Source organism: Phycisphaeraceae bacterium (genome assembly GCA_040222855.1).
Classification (GTDB): domain Bacteria; phylum Planctomycetota; class Phycisphaerae; order Phycisphaerales; family Phycisphaeraceae; genus Mucisphaera.
In genome coordinates, this window is sequence record JAVKCD010000018.1 from 364558 (window position 1) to 384970 (window position 20413).

General features: G+C 61.4%; 10 protein-coding genes. 4 read left to right on the plus strand and 6 right to left on the minus strand.

All coding sequences use genetic code 11. The features are described from left to right. Positions 1-51: 51 nt before the first annotated feature. The 3 genes from RIG82_05205 to RIG82_05215 all read right to left on the minus strand — a co-directional run bounded on the left by RIG82_05205 (position 52) and on the right by RIG82_05215 (position 3858). Positions 52-1941 carry a family 16 glycosylhydrolase gene (locus RIG82_05205; GenBank protein MEQ9460329.1) on the minus strand — a complete coding sequence of 630 codons (1890 nt, stop codon included), beginning with the start codon at positions 1939-1941 and terminating at the stop codon, positions 52-54. Positions 1942-2062: 121 nt separating this feature from the next. Next, a complete protein-coding gene (locus RIG82_05210) occupies positions 2063-2737 on the minus strand; it encodes a PEP-CTERM sorting domain-containing protein (protein MEQ9460330.1) in 675 nt (224 codons plus the stop codon). A gap of 110 nt (positions 2738-2847) precedes the next feature. Beyond that, a complete protein-coding gene (locus RIG82_05215) occupies positions 2848-3858 on the minus strand; it encodes a LacI family DNA-binding transcriptional regulator (GenBank protein MEQ9460331.1) in 1011 nt (336 codons plus the stop codon). 271 nt (positions 3859-4129) lie between these two features. Between RIG82_05215 and RIG82_05220 the strand changes: the two genes are divergently transcribed. Further along, positions 4130-7564, plus strand: a complete 3435-nt coding sequence (locus tag RIG82_05220; GenBank protein ID MEQ9460332.1) for a hypothetical protein — start codon at positions 4130-4132, stop codon at positions 7562-7564. 3 nt (positions 7565-7567) lie between these two features. Here the strand turns inward: RIG82_05220 and RIG82_05225 are convergent, their stop codons facing one another. Beyond that, complete coding sequence (locus RIG82_05225) at positions 7568-8230, minus strand: ThuA domain-containing protein (GenBank protein ID MEQ9460333.1); 663 nt, start codon at positions 8228-8230, stop codon at positions 7568-7570. 17 nt (positions 8231-8247) lie between these two features. Beyond that, entirely contained in the window at positions 8248-9357 is a 1110-nt protein-coding gene (locus RIG82_05230) for a Gfo/Idh/MocA family oxidoreductase (GenBank protein ID MEQ9460334.1), read from the minus strand. 227 nt (positions 9358-9584) lie between these two features. Between RIG82_05230 and RIG82_05235 the strand changes: the two genes are divergently transcribed. Continuing rightward, positions 9585-10949 (plus strand): ThuA domain-containing protein, encoded by a 1365-nt coding sequence (locus tag RIG82_05235; protein ID MEQ9460335.1) that lies wholly within the window; start codon positions 9585-9587, stop codon positions 10947-10949. After that, a complete protein-coding gene (locus tag RIG82_05240; GenBank protein MEQ9460336.1) occupies positions 10946-13570 on the plus strand; it encodes a DUF1080 domain-containing protein in 2625 nt (874 codons plus the stop codon). The genes RIG82_05235 and RIG82_05240 overlap by 4 nt, the downstream gene beginning before the upstream one ends. A 2-nt stretch (positions 13571-13572) precedes the next feature. On the opposite strand, the gene RIG82_05245 is transcribed toward RIG82_05240, so the two are convergent. Then, positions 13573-19677, minus strand: a complete 6105-nt coding sequence (locus RIG82_05245) for a hypothetical protein (GenBank protein MEQ9460337.1) — start codon at positions 19675-19677, stop codon at positions 13573-13575. 397 nt (positions 19678-20074) lie between these two features. Here RIG82_05245 and RIG82_05250 point away from each other — a divergent pair. After that, positions 20075-20413 (plus strand): hypothetical protein (locus RIG82_05250; GenBank protein MEQ9460338.1); only part of this gene is annotated, 339 nt, incomplete at its 3' end.

A 20413-nucleotide genomic window follows, 5' to 3' on the forward strand; every position in this document is an offset into this window, starting at 1 on the left:
CAGGTATACGTCTGGATAAGGTTGGTTGGTTCGTCATGGATGGAAGTTCCTTCACCGGCGACGCAGCGCCAGGGCTGCGAGACCGAGGAGGACTGCAGAAGCTGGCTCAGGGATAGGAACAGCGCTAGCAGAGTTGCCGAAGTTGCTGGCGAGTGTCGAGAGATCGATGAGGTCTACAACCCCGTCGCCATTGAAGTCGCCCGTGGCCCAGCCGTCACCAGCCGTATCAAAGTTGCTCGCCAGGGCCGACAGATCGATCAGATCGACCTCTCCGTCGAGGTTGGTGTCGCCGGGAAGGCTGCCGTATTCGGTCAGCCAGTCCAGGGCGTCCTGCGAGGTGATGCTGCCGTCCTGGTTGATGTCGATCGGGTCGGTTGAGTCCGCGTCACCGCCCGACATCAAAACGAGGTCCAGGTCGTCGACATCGACGTCGCCGTCCATATCGGCGTCGAGAATGTCCGTGAGCATGACCAGCTCGTTGCCGTCGATCCAGACCGCGCCACCCTCGGCGATAAAGCCATTCTCGAAGTTGTTGGCCGTCTGGACGAACACATGGACGATCTCGATGGCGTGGGTGCCAACCGGGGCCTTGACCGCGAGATTTGACTCGACCCAGGTATCCGTAGGCGTCGTGGCGATCCGACCATCGATGATGGTGGCCACCTCGCCATTCAAAGCGATGCCGGGTGCCGGATTGAACGGCTCGGTGATGAGGTTGAAGCTCTCATCGAAGAACTGGACGACGGTCAGCGCGATGTTTTGCGTGCCGACGATGCCATCGGCTGAGGGCGTGAGCATACGCACCGTGGCCTCGAACTCCTTGCCGTCGAAGACCTGGCCTTCCTGCTCTTCGACGCGCTGGATCAGTACGCTGTCGCCGCCGGAGAAAAACGACCCGAAGAACTTAGCTGCTGCGTTGTCGCCATCGAAGGCTGTTACGCCCTCAAAGCTCGGTGTGGCGGTCGCGAAGGCGTTACTAAACGTCTGCCACCCGCCCACGAAGTTACTGTCAGGTGAAGTTAACGGGGCAACGTGGCTGGGATCGACCAATAGGTTGTCGCTGCGTCGGGTCGTCGAGAGGTTCGCATCAAACGCAGCCCCCAACTCCTTGACCTTGATGAAATCGACCTGGGCCTCGATCTCCTGGTTCGCACCCAGGGTCGCGGCGGTCTGGAGGGCGTTGTCGAAGGCGTCGCTAAAGCCCGAGTCGGTGGCCCAGAGGTTAGCGCGGACAGTCATGGGATCATCGGGGACTCGGTTTGTCTCGGTCCGCACCAACACGTCATCGCGGTACCACTCCACCCGGTCGCGCTTCCAGTCAATGCGATAGTTGTGGAACGCCCCAAGGTCCTGCCCCGGGCTAATGAAGGCAGCATCACCGGTCGGTCCGACGAAGCCTTCTTCGGAGTAGGTGTTGGTGAACGGGCGGTTGTTACCGTTGACGATCTCGTTCGTGAGCAGTTCCCAGTCGAGCTCATCACGGACCGGCAAGCCACCGGTGTCCGTGCGGGTCACGTTGTACGAGAACAGGCCGTTGACGAGCCCGCCAACGCCTGCGGGGACGGTGGTGAGGTCGATGCGTGAGCGCCACTCCATCGAGATCCCCCCGCCACGAGCGAAAACACGCTTGGAAATCATCTCGGCGCCGTGGAACGCCGCGCCGGGATCGTCCGGGAAGTAGGTATCGAGCTGGAGAACGGCGTTGCCGCCAATCTGCTGGGGCGTGTCGATGGCCGGGTCAACCTTCGCCTGGGTCCGGCCGTAGAAAGCAGCTGGGCCGTCAGCGGGGAGCCGCCAGGCTTCGTAGGCGACGTTGCCGGTGCCCGTGAAGTTGTCTTCAAGGAGGACCTTCGGTGCGTCGGCCGAGGCGATGGTGCCGACGGAACCGATCATCAGGGTGGTCAACAGGGTTCGGGTGGTCATGCAGGCGGTGCGATTCATCGTGCGTTCCTCCAAGGGCCGGTCGAGCCGGTGGGTAAAAACATTCTCCCGCGGGGACAGACTTCGTCCCGCTGAATCGGACCGGGCTCCTCTCGGAGCCCGGCCCGGAAAAGGTGATCGTTTAGCGACGACGGAAGGCGGCGAGGCCACCGAGCGCCAGCAAAGCCGCTGAGGCCGGCTCGGGGACGATGCCAAACGAGGCGTCATCCGCCGCGATCTGGATGTTGGCGAACACACCGTCATTGACGAAGCTCTGCACGGCGAGCACGACGTTCGCACGGGTCGCGGTCGGAGGAGCCACGGCGGACACCTCGAACTGCTGGTACTCCGAGGTCAGATCATCCTGAAGCAGGATCTGGTTCGATCCGAGAGGGCCGTCACCCGCATCAAACCACTCGATGCGGAACTCAACGGCGTTGCCCGAGTTGACGATCTCCTTGGCGAAGATCGAGGCGACATACTCGACGCCAGCGGAGATGCCAGGGATCTGCTGCACGTGACCGGTGAACGAGTCAAAGCCGGGTGTAGTGGGCACAGTCGGATTATCCGTGTTGCCGGTGATCCGAAGGAACAGCGCCTGGTTGCCGGAGTTGGCCTCCGACGCTGGGAGCACGTCGTTGAACGCCGCGAGGGTCACTCCGGGAGGGCCTCCAAAGAAACCGTTCCAGTTGGTGGCAACCGAGAAATCAAAGCCCAGCGGGTCTTCGAAGCCGGGGTTGTTCAGCATGTTCGCCGAAGCAACCGACGACATGCCGACGACGGCAACGAGGCAGGTGGTGGTGAGCAGACTCTTCATGATCTTTTCCTCCCTTAAGGTGGGTAGCGCCAACGAGGCGCTTGAGTGAAACCTAGAAACTTCGAATCAGATCAGCGGCCAACGCGACCGCATAAAAAAACAAAACAGAGTCAAGTGGCAATCGGTGCCGGGCCCGTGGTCCCGTTCACCTCGAACCAAGCGCGAAGTGATCGACCGAGCTTCGCGGGCTGGAAATCAGCGTCAGTCACCAGGGTGTTGAGCAACTCCAAGGCTTCACTACCGAGACGCTTGGCATCTTGGCAGACCGCACTCATCCGCGGATAGACCGACGAACGGAGCTGCGAATCGTCAAAACCGACCAGCGAAACGTGACCGGGGATGTCCAGGCCGAGCGCTCGGGTCTCATTCATCGCGCCGACACAGGTGAAGGGATCGGTGATGAAGATCGCGGTGGGCCGATCGGTCATGGTCATCACCCTGCGGATCATCTGGCTCCCGCCTTCGAGATTCGCGGGTGTCTGGATGATCATTCGCGGATCAACGCCGATGCCTGCCGCTTCGAGTGCTTCGCGATACCCCGCCATGCGGTCACGGTGGTCCGTGTCGTCCACGACATTGGTAGCGATGGCGATGCGTCGATGCCCCAGATCGATCAGGTGCTCGATCGCTTCTCGGCTGGCTTGTTTTGATTCGTAATCGACGGTCACGATGGTGGAGGAATCGAAACGATCACCCACCACCACGGCGGGGAATCCCTCTTCGGCGATCGCTGCACAGTAGTGACGCGTGGTCTCGGTCGTCCGCAGCACCGCCCCCCGAACACCTTTACGCAGAAACATCTGGCTGAAGGTCTCCGAAGTCTGACGGGCCTGCCGGGCGTTGATCACAACCAGATCAAGTTGATGCTGTTCGAGCGTCTCGAAGATCCCCTGGACGATCGCTGCGTCGTAGGGGGAATCCAGCGTGGTGTGGTCGGTGTAAACGTAGGCGATGTTTCCGGTCGATCGGCGGCCAATCGATGGGACATAACGCGACTCGTTCGCGACCATGAGCACCTTCTGACGGGCACCATCACTGACCCGCGGATGATTGTTGAGCACCCGCGAGACCGTGGCGGTCGAGACACCGGCCAGCTTGGCTATTTCGCGGACAGAGGCCATTGCTGTAACTTTCCGAAGTGGCTGGAATCTCGAATCTTGAAATCCGTCATGTAACTGATACTGTCATGTAACTTAACTCGACTCTCGCGAAAGTCAAGGCATACTAGAGGGAATCACGGATTTTTAGAGCATCTTCAGCGTTATGAAACCTTCCATGTAACGCGCGTTACACTATAGTTGTTACCTGTGACACGCATCTGGACCGGGCCTGACACCCGAATAATCTCGATTCACACCCCAGCTCACTCTCGCCAGAAACTGGACCCTCATTATGACAACCACATCAACACGGGCTTTCTATAAGCATCTGGCTCAAAAGACATCGCGAAAGACTCCCGACCGCCAAGAGAGTATCGAGACCACATTAGGCGTCGAGGCTTACCGAATTCCGAACTTCGATCAGTTACCCCCCTTTCTTGTCAGCCTGCTCTCCGAGGGGGATACCTGGTGCTTCGTCTCGTCCCGGGGGGCACTGACCGCAGGTCGCGTCGAGCCAGCTCACTGCCTGTTCCCCTATATCACAGACAACGAACTCCATCAGGCTCACACGCACACCGGACCGATCACGCTGGCGCGGGTGTCGCGCGATAGCAAGACTACTTTATGGTCGCCGTTGCGCGATCCACTCAGTGATCGCACGACGCGGAGTCTCGCCAAGACGATCCTCAGCGACCGGCTCATCGCGGAAGAGCATCACAGCGAACTCAAGCTAGATTATCGCAGCCAACTCGCGCCCACAGCACAACTCGGCATCATCCGTAGCGTGACGATCCAGAACACGTCAACATCCCGCCCCGTCGATATCGACCTGATCGACGGCTACACAGGATTGATCCCCTCGAACGTCAACCTGACCACGCTCAGTCGAGCCTCCTGCCTTGTCGATGCGTACACCCAGGCGGAAGTTGATCCGAAAACAACCCTTGCGACGATCTCACTGACCGCTGGAATAGTCGACACCGCAGAGCCTGCCGAGTCACTGCACGCCAACATCGCGTGGTCGACCGGTCTTGACCCCAACGCCATCACGCTGGACGCCAACCAACTCAACTCATTCCGCGATGGCAAACGCCCCGAGCCCCAGATTCTGGTCCAGGGACAGCGCAGCGGTTACCTCATTCATACCTTGATTCATCTCGAACCGGGCGAGAGCAAGACGTGGCACATCGTGCTTGATGCCAGACAGACTCAGGGTCGTATCGTCGAGGTCCAGAATCTGCTTCGTGATCCGGCTGCTGCTGAGATGACGATCGAGCAGGCTCTGGCGGCCACCGCATCAGGATTGACCCGTAACGTCGAGAGCACCGATGCCGCTCAGACAACCGGCGACGCCATCAGCAGCGCCCACCACCGCAGCAATGTACTCTTCAATAATGCCCGTGGTGGTGTGCCTGCGAGCAACTACGACGCCCCGGCCGCCGACGTCATCGATTTTGTTACAACCCGCCACCGCCCCGCCGCCGAGCCGTTCAAGAAGCTTCTGGGTGATAGCACCACGATCAACACGCTCGACCTCATCGAGCGGGCAGCAGACTCCGCTGATCCAGACCTTCAACGGCTCGCACTCGAATACCTCCCGCTGACCTTTGGTCGCCGTCATGGCGACCCTAGTCGACCCTGGAACTACTTCGCCATCCACGTGCAGGACGAGCACGGCGAGCCCATCCTCAATCATCAGGGCAACTGGCGCGACATCTTCCAGAACTGGGAAGCCCTTGCACTGAGTTTTCCCGCATTCCTGCCCGGCATCATCAGCAAGTTCGTGAACGCCTCGACCCTTGATGGTTTCAACCCCTATCGCATCACTCGAGACGGCATTGATTGGGAAAAGCCCGACCCCGAGGACCCATGGGCCAACATCGGCTACTGGGGCGATCATCAGATCATCTACCTGCTGCGACTCCTCGAAGCACTCAGCGATCACGACCCCAAGACACTCAACAAACTGCTGGCGAGTCAATGCTTCACCTACGCCAACGTGCCTTATCGAATCAAGCCCTATGCCGACATGGTGGCGGACCCCCGAAGCACCATCACCTTCGATGCTGATCTGAACCGCGAGATCGATCGCCGTGTCGAGAACCTTGGCTCTGATGGCCGCCTGCTGCTGACTCGGCAAGGCAAGGTGCATCACGTCGGCCTGGTCGAAAAACTGCTTATCCCGCTGCTCAGCAAACTGTCCAACCTCGTGCCCGATGGCGGGGTCTGGATGAACACCCAGCGACCCGAGTGGAACGACGCCAACAATGCCCTGGCAGGCTACGGCGTCTCGGTGGTAACGCTCGCCTATGTGCACCGCTACGCCAGCTTCATGCACAAGCTCATTCAAGAAACGACTGACAACACGCAGAAGCTCTCAACGCACGTCGCCGACTGGCTCAAGTCAATCTCAGACACACTGGAAGGCGTCGATACGCAACTCGCTGCTGGCCTGAATGCTCAGACGCGCCGCACCATCCTTGATCGCCTCGGAGAGGCTTTTGAGACGTACCGATTGCGAGCTTATGCAGATGGGCCCGGCGAACCGCGCGACATCACGCGCGAGCAGCTCCTCACCCTTCTCGATCGCGCTCGAACCATCAGCGCCCAGGGACTCGACGCCAACCGCCGAGACGACAATCTTTACCACAGCTATAACGTGCTCGATCTGACCAATGATCAGGCAGAAATCAAGCGACTCCCGCTCATGCTCGAAGGCCAGGTGGCCGCCCTCTCCTCTGGCGCACTCGACGAGCATCGGTCGATCAGCCTGCTCGAATCACTCCATCAATCTCCTCTGTACCGCGATGACCAAAAGACGTTCATGCTCTACCCCAAGCGAGAGATGCCCTCGTTCCTGAGTAGAGCCGTCGTCGCCGAACACCTTGCCGCTTCGTGCTCCGCTGTTGAGCGTCTCGAATCCGCTGGCGATCGCACGATCCTCTATCGCGATGCGAACGGCGAACTTCGATTCGCAAGCTCTCTGATCAACTGCAAAGCGCTCGATAACGCAATCACAAAGATCAGCGCCGTCAGCCTGAGCGAGGATGACCGAGCCGCTCTGCACGATCTCTATGAACAGGTCTTTGAGCATCAGTCCTACACCGGCCGCTCGGGCAGTATGTTTGCCTACGAGGGCAACGGCTGCATCTACTGGCACATGGTCGCCAAGCTGCTCCTCGCCGCACAGGAAGCCTCGGACACGGCAAGCACACCGGAGGCTGCAGCCAACCTCCAAACGCTCTACACGCGCATCCGCTCGGGCCTGGGCTTTAACAAGACCGCCAGTGAGTACGGCGCCTTCCCGCTCGACGCCTACTCACACTCCGCCTGGTCCACGGGGGCACGCCAGCCCGGCATGACCGGCCAGGTCAAGGAAGAGGTCATCACCAGGCGTGCGGAGCTAGGCGTCCGGGCCTTCCACGGCGCGTATCACTTCAAGCCTTCAAGCATCGCCGAGGCCGAATGGCTCGCCGAACCAACCACACTCAGCTTCCACGATCTCCACGGCAATCAGCAAACACTCTCGCTGGAGAACGACGAGCTCGCCTTGACGCTCTGCCAGGTTCCCGTGATCTACCGAAAAAAAGGCAACGACCCTGCGATCCATATCCACCACAGCGATCGCAGCATCACCACCATCGATCGCCATTCGCTTCCCCCTGAGGTCAGTCAATCGATCATGCGCCGCGAAGGCAAGGTCACCAAGCTGGTGATTGAAGCCTAAGCGTTAGATGGGGAGATGCCCGCAGGCCCAGAGCAGCCCGCGTCGGAGGATCTCTTTTGCTTCGGGAACCTGAAGATCGGCGTTGACGTGCCCTAGCGAACTGTAGAACACCCGACCTCGACCGTACTTCTTCGTCCACACCACCGGCATGACCACACCCTCGATCCACTCGTCGTAGGTCCCAGCGAATCGGGTCGTTGCCAGCACCTCCACTGCGGGATCAACGTGCAGATAGTACTGCTCCGAGTGCATCGCAAAGTCAGCTATTCCCTGGGTGATCGGGTGTGAGGTCGCTTTCACTTGCACCGTGTAATCGATGATGTTCCCAGGGTGCGCGACCCACTGCCCACCAACCATGTAATGATAGTCGGTGTCCTTCCGGAATGAGTCAGCCATCCCGCCGTGGAACCCAGCCAGCCCGATGCCTGACTTGATCGCCGAGCGCAGCCCCTCGCTCCGCTCTGGCGCAATCTCCTCCATCGTCCAGATCGGCACGATCAGCCCATACCCCGCCATCCGTTTAGCATCGGCGTAAACACTCAGGTCGTGCACAACCTCAACCTCAAAGCCCTCGTCATCGAGCAGCCCGCGCACGGTCTGAGCACAATGATCCGGCTCGTGACCATCCCACCCGCCCCAGTTCACCAACGCCTTCTTCGGCAGCATCGCCTTGTTCTCCTGTCTCAAACCAGCTCGAGCTCACCAACCGGTAGTCCCGCAGGCATCGCCTCTGGTCGTTCGACTGTGCTCTTCACAGAAACACTCGTGCCCTTGCCCGCCGCTTCCTGAACAGTGAGCATCACATCGAGCACATGATGAGCCAACGCACCTGACACACGATGCGGGCGATCACGCAGGACCCCCTCGGCCATGTCCGCAAGGCCGATGCTCCGATAGTTGTCGGTGTAGCCGTGCGTCAACTCGACTTCCTCAAACTCGCGCTCACCCCACTTCACCAGCGACACCGGGCCCTCGAACATATTTGGATCGGGCACCAGCAACGAGCCTTCGGTTCCATGCAGTTCGATAGGGCGATGCTTTGTCCCTGCGGTATCGAAACTCATCAGCATCGTGATGATCGCCCCCTGCTCGAAGCGCAGGTGCGCCGACAGGTGCGTATCGACCTCCACCCGCAGCTTACGCCCCATGTTCTTCTCGCTTGTGCACGTCCGCTCGCCCGAACGATGAGACATCGACTGGACCTCCGCGACCGGCCCCAGCATGTTCACCAGCGCGGTGATGTAGTACGGGCCCATGTCCATCAGCGGGCCGCCGCCCCGGAGAAAATAAAAATCCGGATTCGGATGCCAACTCTCCGGGCCAGCGCTGAGCATCACCGCGGTGCCGTGCACGGGGGTCCCGATCGCCCCCTGGTCCACCAGGTGTCTGCAGGTCTGATGCCCACCCCCCAGGAATGTGTCGGGCGCACAGCCCACACGCAGACCCTTGGACCTCGCCAGCGAGAGCACCTCCTCGGCGCTCTCACGATCCAGTGCAAAAGGCTTCTCACAGTACGCATGCTTTTCCGCTTCGAGAATCTGCAGATTCACCGAAGCGTGCGCCTGAGGCGGGGTGATGTTCAGGACGATGTCCACATCTTCACTCGCCAACAGGTCATCCACTCCCCGCGCCTCCACCGAGAACTCCGTCGCCTTCGCCTGCGCCAGCGACTCGTTCATGTCCGCACAGGCGACAATCTCCATCGACGAAAACGTCCGCGCATGACGAAGGTACGCACCGGAAATATTCCCACAACCAATCACACCAACTCGTAGAGGTCGCTCAACCAACATGGTCCCCTTTGCTCCTCTTGAGGATTCTGGAGGAAGGTACAAGCAGGAGGCAAACAGATCACCACCAGGAAACCGTATCTTCGCCCCGATGTGTTCGATTCACAAGTCACGCAACTCGACCTTGGAATAAGACCAAGCCCACAATGTTCAGCTTTAAATGTTCACAAAAGTTAAGATGAGATCGATTCGCCCTCGCCCTCGACAAAGTCATCGATAGAGACACGATCATGAGCAACGTCCTCCGTTCCCTCGGCTTGGTCCTGCTACTCACCGGCTTCTGCGAAGCCAAGCCACTGCGCACGGCTGTCATCCTCCAGTCCGCTGGCTTTGTCCACGAGGTCGTCAAACCCGGCCCCGACAGCACGCCTTCTGCGGTCGAGCAGGTCCTGTCCGGACTCTCTGAGAACCAGGGTCTCACGCTCTGGTTCACCCGCGACGCTGCCGAGGTCACACCCGACCGACTCGAATCCCTCGATCTGATCATCCTCTACACGACCGGCAATATCCCCCTTGACGCCGGAGCCCTCGACCAGTGGGTCCGCCAAGGCGGGCTGCTCCTGGGTATCCACTGCGCAACCGACACCCTGAAGGATGACCCCGCCTTCGTCTCCCTGCTCGGAGCCGCCTTCCGCGACCACCCCTGGAATGCTAACGACACCGTCACCATCAAGACCCTCGACCCACATCACCCCGCCACACGACCCTACGCCCCCAGCGCGACCTTCAAGGAAGAGGTCTACCGCTTCCGCCAGCCGCCCTCGCCCGCCAACAGCATACTCATCGAACTCGACACCGAAGACACCGAGAAAAAGGCTGATGGCCCCACGCCCTCCATCGCCTGGTCGCGGCCTCACGGTGCCGGCCGGGTCTTCTACACCTCCCTTGGACATCGTGAAGACGTCTGGCGGTCTGATCACTTCAGGCAGCACCTCGCAGGTGCCCTGACATACCTCCGCACCGGCCAGCCCCGCGACCCCTGGGTTTTTCGTTCCGTGCTCGATGGCAATGCGCGCATGATGACCCTCGCCCTCCACGACCACCTCTACCTCGCCTTCGATAGCAAACAAGGCCTCTGGACTCAGGCATGGCAAGGCGACGTGACGCTCCAGGGTGCCGTCTACGACGGCCGCCACGGCCCCCAGCCCGTTGCCGAAGCCATACAAACCTACTTCCAGACCGATCCCAAAGCCCACTGGTCTCTCAACGACCAGCCCATCACCTACCGCTACGACGGCTACCGCTTCCTGAACGACCACGTCCAGATCAGAGGCCGATTGATCACCGACGCTGACGACATCATTCACATCACCGAGACTCCGACCGCTCACCCCAACCCCGACGCAAGCCTTGCCTGGCACCGCCGCATCACCGTTCGTGGTCTGCCCGCCGATGCTGTCCTGTCAACACCCGTGAGCATTTCCGGTTCTCGATTCATGATCGATCACAACGGCAGAACCACGCTCCAGCGCAACAGCGCCGGTCAGACGCGCCTGCTCATCCAGAACGATGGCGACTACACCCTCCAGCTCACCTTAAAGCCAACACCCGCTCCTGAACATGACGCGGAAACCAACCGGGAAACCAGCCCATGACGCGCACTCTTTTAACGCTTCTTCTCACCCTGATCACCACACTCCTAGCACCTGCGCGCGTTGCTGCGCAGGACACACTCCTTCGCGCACCCGATGGGGCCGCCTTGACCCCCGGGATCTCGGTGCGCATCTATCACATTGTGCAACCCCTCCATCGCATCCCGCAGCTCATTGAAAGCCAGACCCCCAACGTCTCCTTCATTCACCCCGACTTCAACCTCATCGACGACGATTTCGTCCTCGAAGACGAGTACCTCACCATCGTTAATGGCTACTTGCTCGTAGAAGTGCCCGGTGAATACGAACTCCGACTGATCTCCGACGACGGCTCCCGCCTTTATCTCTTTAACAAAGCCATCATCAATCACGATGGTCGTCACCGTGCCACTCCCTCCGACGCTCTGATCACCCTTGACACCGGTCTACACGCCTATCAGGCCTATCACTTCGAGAACGCCGGCGGTGCAGAACTCAGACTCCAATGGAGACCACCCGGTGCAGACGACTTCATCCCCGTCCCCACCGAAAACCTTTACGCCCCCGCCGATGAAGTCCGTGTTACCTCCCCGGGTGCCAAGAAAATCGTCACCAACCTAGGCCTCGTCAGCCCCGGCGACGGCTCACCCCTCGACGCCGTCCACCCCAGCTTCACCATGACCCCCCTCGCCTCCGAACGCTTCCAGCCCCGCGTTGGCGGGCTCGCCCAGCTCCCCGATGGCCGCATCGCCCTCGCCACCTGGGACGGCGAAGTCTTCCTGCTCGATGACCACGACCAGACCGCCGACGAACTCAACATCCAGCCCTTCGCCTCCGGACTCGCCGAGCCCCTCGGCATCGCCGTGGTCGATGGACGCATCTACGTCCTCCAGAAACAGGAGCTCACCGAGCTGATCGACCACGATAAGGATGGTGTCGCCGACGAATACCGCGCCGTCGCCTCAGGCTGGCCCGTCTCCGCCAACTTCCACGAGTTCGCCTTCGGGCTCGCCTATCACAACAACCACTTCTACTTCAACCTCGCCACCGCCATCGACCCAGGAGGTGCGAGCACCAACCCGCAGGTCTACGGCCGCGGCACCGCCGTCGAGGTCGATCCCACCACCGGCGACTTCCGCTACTTCGCTGGCGGGCTACGCACACCCAACGGCATCACCATCGGTCCGGATGACCAGCTCTACGCCACCGACAATCAGGGCGACTGGCTCCCATCTTCCAAACTGGTCCGACTCCGTGAAGGTGCCCACTATGGCAACCACATCCAACCCCCCGGTCCCTTCGACGACCAGCCCGAAACGCCCCCCGTGGTCTGGCTGCCCCAGGGCGAGATCGGTAACTCCCCCGGCGAACCGATCGCCATCCACGAAGGACCTTACGCCGGACAGATACTCCTCACCGACGTCACCCATGGCGGACTTAAGCGCGTGTTCCTCGACCCCATCGACGGCATCGACCAGGGAACCGTCTTCCGCTTCTCTCAAGGCCTCTCGGCAGGCTCCAACCGAGTGCTGTGGTCTGACGATGGATCACTTTACGTCGGCGGGATCGGCTCCCGCGGCAACTGGGGGCAGACCGGCAAACTCCGCTACGGACTCGACCGACTCGATCCCACCGGCGTCACCCCCTTCGAGATGCTCGCCATCCGCGCCATGAGCAACGGCCTGGAAATCACCCTCACCCAACCCCTCGCCGACGACGCCTATCTCGAACCTGAAAGTTTCGAGCTTATCCGATGGTGGTACGAACCCACCGCATCCTATGGCGGACCCAAGATAGACCCCACCAGCTTCCTACCCGAATCCGTCACGATCAGCCCTGACCGCAAAACCATCTTCCTGGAGATCAACGAACTCCGCGAAGGCCACGTCTACTACACCCGATGGCTCGGTGACCCCCGCTCGGCGACTGACGAATCCCTCTGGACGACCGAGGCCTGGACGACCCTCAATAAGGTTCCTGCCAACCGCACAGGCACCGTCAACCCCGAACCCTGGCGTCACAACACCCTGACCAAAGCTCAAAGCGCCGAGGGCTGGCAGCTCCTATTCGACGGCCAGAGCCTCGACGGCTGGCACGCCTACGGCCGAAACCTGCCCCCACAAGGGTGGACGGTTGCCAATAGCACGCTGACGCGTACCGGGCCCGGCGGCGACATCGCGACCGATCAGCGCTACGGTAACTTTGAGCTACAACTCGAATGGGAAGTCACCCCCGGCGGGAACTCCGGCATCTTCTACCGAGCCTCCGACGAATCCCGCCCCGCCTGGCACACCGCACCCGAGATGCAGGTTCTCGATAACACTCGACATGCTGATGGCACCAACCCCCTGACCTCCGCTGGGGCGCTCTACGCCCTGATCCCTCCCTCGATCGACGCTACCTACCCCGCCGGACGCTGGAACCGTGTGCGTCTTGTTGTCAACGGCTCGAAGGTCGAGCACCACCTCAACGGCAAGCTCCTGCTTGAGGCCGATCTCGCATCCCCGGCATTCCGCCAACTCATTGCCGAGAGCAAGTTCGCCGACTTCCCCGACTTCGCGCGATCACCCGAAGGACACATCGTCCTCCAGGACCACGGCGACACCGTCCACTACCGCAACATCATGATCCGCCAACTCGACTGACCTCACGCCGCCCGCCGACGCCGGCAACCCAGCAGCCCCAGCAGAACGACACCTGCTACTGGCTCAGGAATGGTCGTCGCATCGAACCCGAAGTTCGACGCCAGCGTCGAGAGATCGATCAGGTCCACGACGCCATCGCCGTTGAAGTCCGCTTCACCAAACCCGGTCACGGACTGATCGAAGTTTGACGCCAGCGCCGAGAGGTCAATCAGATCAACCTTGAAGTCGAGGTTCGCATCACCCGGGGCGGATCCGAACAACTGCTCCACCCAGAAGGCGATGTCGCCGGCGTCGACATCGAGGTCGCCATCAAGATCAAACGCCAGGTCCGACCCACCAAGAGCCGCATACAGCAGGTCCAGGTCGGCGATCTCAAAGACGCCCGAGCCGTCGAAGTCTCCCAGCAACTGCAACGCCGTGATGATCCCCTGGCTCTGCAGCAGGCTGATATCCCAAAGCGTCGTGTCAATCAACGACGTATCGAACCAGCCGGTGATGCTGGCACCGGGATCGATCGAGAAGACCTGGTAGGTCGTTCCGGCTGCCGGACGGTTGCCGAGCAGCTCGATCTGCAGGAAGCCTTCCAGGTTGGCGAAGCTGTCAAAATCGATCGAAAGTCGGTCGATGACGAATGGCGAGTTACCGATTTCGAGCAGGAGCGTGGCGCCGGGCTGGAGGTCGTAGCCCATCCCGCCCTCGAAGAAGGCCGTGCCGGCGAAGCCGTTGAAGGGGCTATCGATTGTGCCGCCGGGTGAGAAGACACCGCCTTCCTGCGTGAAGGTCGATGGGTCTGCGTCGAACGTAATGATGTTCTGGATGTTCAGCCGACCGGCGGTGAGTTCGATGCCGTCGAGGCCGCCGTTGACGGTGGAGATCGTGAGCACGGCGTCTGGGTGACTGATCAGGACCTCCAAGCCGGGCGTAAAGCTATCGAGATTGCCGATCCTGGCATTGGCCAGTGGCGCGACTTCGATGATGCTGCCGGGCAGGCTTTCGAGGTCGTTGATGGAGGTGTTGCCGCCGAGGATGAGGCTGTCGCCGAACGTATCGAGGATGAGGATATCAATCTCAACATCTTCGATCAGCGTCGAAGTGCCGCCGCCGGGCAGAACCTCGATATCACCCTCGACTGTCCCGCCACGCAGTTGCGCTCCCACGAGTTGGATGCTTGAGAAGCTCAGTGTCCCCCCAGGGCCGCCTTCCTCAGCGGGGCCGTTAAGCAATACGCCGTCTTCGATGTAGAGGGTGGTGCCTTCGAGGTAGCCGCCTCGGTTGTCCATGGCTTCGCCATTCATTTCTACGAATCCGGCAACAATGGTTCCGCGGTTGACGAAGGCGAAGTCGGTGATGAACTGGGTATCGGCCTGGAGCTCGTTAAAGGCGTTGCTGGTGTCGCCGGTGAAACTGCCTTCTTCACCGGGCTGGATGTTGGCGAGTTCGGCGACCACGGGGTCGTTCTCGTTGGCGACAAGCGAGCCAGCGGGCACGACGACCGTGCTGCTGATGCCTTCGATGAAGAGGTTGCTGGTATTGATTGTTCCAAAATTGGTGACCCCGACCTCAGAGCCAATGCCGCCGTAGAGATCGGTTTCGAGATTGAGTGTGATGTTCTCGCCGATGGTGAGTCGGTCGCCGGCGTTGGTGCCGAAGATCCCATCGAAGATGGTGAAGGCTCCAGAACCCTCGATCTTGACGCCACCAGCCCCTATAAGCAGCCCATCGCCTGAGCTTGCATCTAGGCTGCCAAGCGAATCGATCGTGATGGTACCGACCAGCTCGAGTATCCCAAGGTTACTGAAAGCGTTCCCCGTGATCGTCACATTCTCAAGCGTGGTGTCTTCCATGCTGAGATCGCCGACGGTACCGCCGATGATCCATACAAACGAGGTGCTTCCGGAGATCACGCCCCCTTCGTTGTCGATGGTGGTATCGAACAGTTGGCCTTCACTCGATGCATCACCTGAAATGTGGCCACGGTTGATCAGGCCGATGGTGACGCCATCGGCGGTGCCGAAGGAGTCGATCTGCGCGTCGAAGCCCAGCGCGATGAATCCGTTATTCTCGAAGATGAGCTCATCTCCGCCTACGGAGCCCGAGAAACCACCTCCCTCGAAAAAAACGGTCGCGTCTTGGCCGAGCACCACACGGGTGCCGGCCGACTCGGCGGTCAGCTCTGTTCCAAAGAACTCGAGGCCGCCGTTATCGATGATGAGATCGTCGTCGAGGATGATGGTCCCGTCGCTAAAAGTCACGAATGACCCGGGCGTGAGGCCCAGTTGGCCCTCGATGCGTAGGGTGCCGACAAATATCTCGGTTGCGTCGCCGAGCGTGACATTGCGCAGCGTGCCATCAAGAAACATGTCGACGCCTGCGCCAAGCCGGGAGTTGATGAAGGTGGTATTGGAGGCGCTGACAGAGTCTTGACGAAAATCACCGCCAAGCACCGTGGCATCCTGGGTCGTAAGCGTGAAAACCTCAGTGGTATCGGCCTGACGGAAGTCGAAGGTTCCGTCGACGAGGTTCAAGTCTCCTTCGATTCCGCCCTTGACCGTGAAGCCGGGCATGGCGTCATCCATGCTCCCGGCGGGGTCGATCGTCGATCCGAACATGCTGACGACACCGTCGCCGACATCGAGGTTAATGACGGTGTCGTCACCATCTACGTCGCCGAACTCGACGTAGCCTGCGCCGGTCTGGCCGGTCAGCTTTAGATCGAATTGGTTGCCACCAGAAACACGTAGCAGGGTTAGTGCGTTAAAGTTGGGGCCGACATCGACCGTCATGGTCACGTTATCGTCGAGGAGGATGTCATCGATAAAGACTTCGTCGATGCCCTGGAACTGGAGTTGTCCGACGGAAGCCGCCTCAGTGATGAAGATGCTTGCGCTTGCAAACTGGCTGCTCGGGATGCCGATGAACGTGACATCCTCGAAGCTGCTGCTGGAGTTGAAGGTGGCTTGTTGGCCCACTTCGATGGTGCCGCCAGAGAAGGATGAGCTATCGAAGTCGATGTTGCCTTCGGCCCCAATGACTGAATCATTGACCAAATCAAGGTTGTTGCCGCTCAGGTTCCCGGTAACTCGCAGCGGGACGGTCAGCGCGATGAAGCTGCTGTTGATGGTCAGGTCGGTGATGTCGTAGGTGCCAGTCCCGCCAATCATGCCCGCACTGTTGTTGATGCGCAGATCGCTGACAGTGAAGTTGCCGTCGTTGTGCAGTCGGACGTTATTGAGGTTGATCGTGTTGCCGGAGATGTTTCCGCCGGCGCGGTTGAGCAGGAAGGTATCCTGGATCGTTAGCGGGGCGACGCCAAGGATGGTTCCGCTGTTATCCAGCCCCGGCGTGTTCCGCATCGCGTTGCCAGTCGGGTCGATGACCAGCGCACCGAGCGTGGCGCCCGCGAGAAGCGGGGCGTTGGTGATGGTGCCCTCGTTGATCATGAGTAACTGATTGTTACCCAGAACACCATCGATCGAAAGCGTGTGATCAGCGCGTTGCGTGATGCGGTCGGTCGATCGCAAGCCTTGCATCGAAGTGAGGCCGCCGCCAAACGATGCGATCACGCCATCGCCCTCGAGCACGATGTCCGGGCCGGTAAAGCGAAGGGTGCCGGTCGCGCCCACGGCGTTGTTGAGCTGGATGGTGCCGTCGTTGGTGATCAGCCCGCTGCCGGGGCGCTCGACGAACTGCTCGATCGTCAGCGACATCCCGGGCTGGATCGTAATCGAGGAGAGATTTGCCACATCGAGATGATCGATGGCGACGCTCACGTCCTGGCTGACCTGAGCAAACACCGGCGTCGACTGGCTGCCGACTTCGACATTAAAGGCATACCCGCCCAGCACGTTCTGCGGGAAACCGGGCCAGCCAACGAGTTCGCCAGGACCAGGCGGGAGACCGGTGTCGTTGTTGGTGACGGTCCACTTTGACGGGTCCGACCAGGCTCCTGTGCCCGAAGTGGCCCAGACCGCGTCGTAAACCGGGTTGTCCGGCGACGCGGTCACGAACATGAACTCGCCATCATTGAGGAACTGCTGCTGCGCCGAGTAGACGTTGCCTGCGGTCTCGAATGAGAAGAAGAAGTGCTCGGTGTTCTCGGGGATGAGCGTCGTGTAAACGCCAAAGCTCCCAAGGCCAGGCAGGACCTGATCGGTGATGCCGCCAAAGAGCGGATCGTTGACCGCGCCGCCAATGAGCAGGCGTTCGCCAAAGCCCTCCTGCCCGACGCCGAAACGCGGGTTCTCCAGCGTCTCGGGGCGAGCGCTGTAGAGCACAAGCAGGTCGTAGCCGACGAAGGCGGAGACGTCTTCGACGTTGAGGTCGTACCGAGCGATGCCGCCGAGGGCGTTGGCGGGCGTCTGGCTGACGAGGGTTACGCCGGGCGAGACTTCGATGAGCGTGGCGTCCAGGTCGGTCAGGCCGAAGGCCTCGGCGCCGCCAACGAGGTTGGGAAGATTGGGGACCAGCGGGGCATCGGCGATGAAGGGGTTGGGTGAGAGCGAGCCGATCCGCGTGGTGCTGTCCTGTCCGGTGACCGACCCGCCGAAGACACCTTTTGATGATGCGCCGGGGAGCACCGCGTTGGTGCCAACCAGAAAGCGACCTAAACCCCCCTCATCACTGGACCTGGTGTTGTCCCCGCCCTGCCCGCCGGAGAGGTCGATGGTGCCGCCGCCGGAGACGGTGGTGCCGACGAGTTTGACGGTTCCGCCGGACCCGCCGCCGGAGTGGCCTCCGCGGCCGCCGCTGCCACCATCGCCACCGGCTCCGCCGATCTCGCCATCGGCCCCGGTCTGGCCGGGGAAGTTGGGTCCGATGAAGATGATCGGGGTGAAGGGGATGGAGTAGGTCTGGACGCCCGGGAGCCCGATGGTGCCGTTCTGGAAGAACCCGCCGCCTTGGCCGGCATTGCCTGTATCGCCGGAAGTGCCTGCTGAACCAGTGGTTCCATTGCCGCCGGTGGCCGAGGCCATGCCCTGATAGATAACCTGTCCCTGGGCTTCGATGGAGAAGGCCCCGCCCCCTGCGCCGCCGTCGGCGCCCTGGCCACCGATGCCGCCATCGCCACCGGTTCCGCCGTCGCCCCCGCGTCCGCCGATGCCTCCGGTTCCACCGAAGGACCAGCCGGGTGTGGTGGGGTTGGGGATGGGGACGATGGCCCATGCCCCGCCGCCGGAGGCCCCGCCGCCACCGCCGCCGCCGCCGCCACCGCCCTGCCCGCCGCCTCCACCTCCCCCGCCTCCGCCGCCGGCTCCGCCGGTTAAGTTGAAGGTTGACTGGGTGTTAGAGCCACCCTGGCCGGTTCCGCCCGCGCCGCCGGACTGGCCGTCGAAGCCGTCGAAGCCGACGTTGCCGTCGGTGGGTTTGAGGATGTTGCCGGTGAGGGGTCCTGAGATGAACTCGAAGGGGAGGGGGATGCCGGGGTTGCCGCCTGTGCCGCCAGACCCGCCGCCGCCGGCGAGGATGGTGGTGGTTCCGCCAGCGGTTCCTGCGGTGCCGCCTGCGCCGCCGCCAGCGACCTGTCCGAAACCGGCGGACCCGGAAGTTGCTGATACGCCTGGGTTTGCATCAACGGCATCGCTGCCGACCTTGCCGTCTTTGCCACCGAAGGAAGGGACCGGGGCGGGGTTGAAGCCGAAAAAGAAGGCGAAGGCCCCGCCGCCGACGATAGGCTGGATGCCTGCGCCGTTACCTCCTGTGGCGCCGGAACTTGCGCCGCCGCCGGCCATGCCAAGTCCGCCGGCTCCGCCGCCTGGGCCGGCTTGGGTGCCGAGTGCGGAGAAGTCGATGGTGGCGCCTGTGCTTATAAATGCATTGTTACCAACGAGAAAGGTGGCTGGTGCGGAGCCGGATCCGGTGAGGGTGTCGGTGGCGTTGAGGACGAAGTCGCCGGAGAAGGTGAAGGTGGCGACGCCGTTCTGGTGGGAGGCGGCGACGAGGCCTTCGGGGGCACCCCAAGTGGTGGCGGTGGTGAGGTTGGTGATGGTGAGGAGGTCGGTGTCGACGACAAGCTGATCTGTAAGTGCTGTTGTGGCCGATGTTAAGGAGAGTGCGGCGGCGAGGAGCGTGGTGGTGGACCTGGTGATAGAGGCCTTGGGGTGGTCCATGGTTGTGCCCTTCTGCCCTGCGTGATGGCGGGGGATGTGGAGAGATGTCGGGACCACAGGCGAGGTCCGTGGGGTATAGGTTAACGCATGGATGGGGATCACCCCAGCGAAAATGGGCCGGAAAGCGGCATAAAAAGGGTCTGGAACGTGTGCGCACGGGGGGTTGGTCGTCAATCAAACGTGACCGATGGCCCCCGGAATGCGGTTGATTGTGCGCGCGCGGCCCTGCTTCGCCAAGGCTTCGCAGGGTTTGGGGTGGGTGGGGGAGTGGTGGCTTGTCTGGCTTGTCGGGGGTCTATCGGGGGGGGATCTTTCGGGTTGAAAGGCTTCCTTTTGGGGGTGGACTGGGTTAGGTTGGGAATTGTGGTTTTCTGGAGGTCCGCCGGTGGTCAGTGTGATGGATGGCACCCGGACCGACGCCGTGGACGAGAGCGGGGGCTATCTCTGTGGTCGGCAGCGGGGTGTCATGGATGCGGTGCCGGCTCTGGCCGCGACCCACTTCTACTACGACAACCAATCGATCATCGAGACCTGTGATGCTTCCGGCGGCGTGTACCAGCAGTTCGCCTGCGCCGACCAGCCGGTGATCGACCCTGATGGACTCATCGCGCCCTTCTGCTCATCCGCTGGCGACTTCCTCCCGCTGCTCTGCACGATGAACGTCACCGCGGTGACCGAAGAAGTCCGCGAAGCCTTCAACCTCGACCACGAGCAGCTCACCGAACAAGCCGCCGCG

What these genes read in the sequence shown, in the direction of transcription:
- RIG82_05205 (MEQ9460329.1), bottom strand. Translation starts at nt 1,941, where the DNA reads ATGAATCGCACCGCCTGCATGACCACCCGAACCCTGTTGACCACCCTG.
- RIG82_05210 (MEQ9460330.1), bottom strand. Translation starts at nt 2,737, where the DNA reads ATGAAGAGTCTGCTCACCACCACCTGCCTCGTTGCCGTCGTCGGCATG.
- RIG82_05215 (MEQ9460331.1), bottom strand. Translation starts at nt 3,858, where the DNA reads ATGGCCTCTGTCCGCGAAATAGCCAAGCTGGCCGGTGTCTCGACCGCC.
- RIG82_05220 (MEQ9460332.1), top strand. Translation starts at nt 4,130, where the DNA reads ATGACAACCACATCAACACGGGCTTTCTATAAGCATCTGGCTCAAAAG.
- RIG82_05225 (MEQ9460333.1), bottom strand. Translation starts at nt 8,230, where the DNA reads ATGCTGCCGAAGAAGGCGTTGGTGAACTGGGGCGGGTGGGATGGTCAC.
- RIG82_05230 (MEQ9460334.1), bottom strand. Translation starts at nt 9,357, where the DNA reads ATGTTGGTTGAGCGACCTCTACGAGTTGGTGTGATTGGTTGTGGGAAT.
- RIG82_05235 (MEQ9460335.1), top strand. Translation starts at nt 9,585, where the DNA reads ATGAGCAACGTCCTCCGTTCCCTCGGCTTGGTCCTGCTACTCACCGGC.
- RIG82_05240 (MEQ9460336.1), top strand. Translation starts at nt 10,946, where the DNA reads ATGACGCGCACTCTTTTAACGCTTCTTCTCACCCTGATCACCACACTC.
- RIG82_05245 (MEQ9460337.1), bottom strand. Translation starts at nt 19,677, where the DNA reads ATGGACCACCCCAAGGCCTCTATCACCAGGTCCACCACCACGCTCCTC.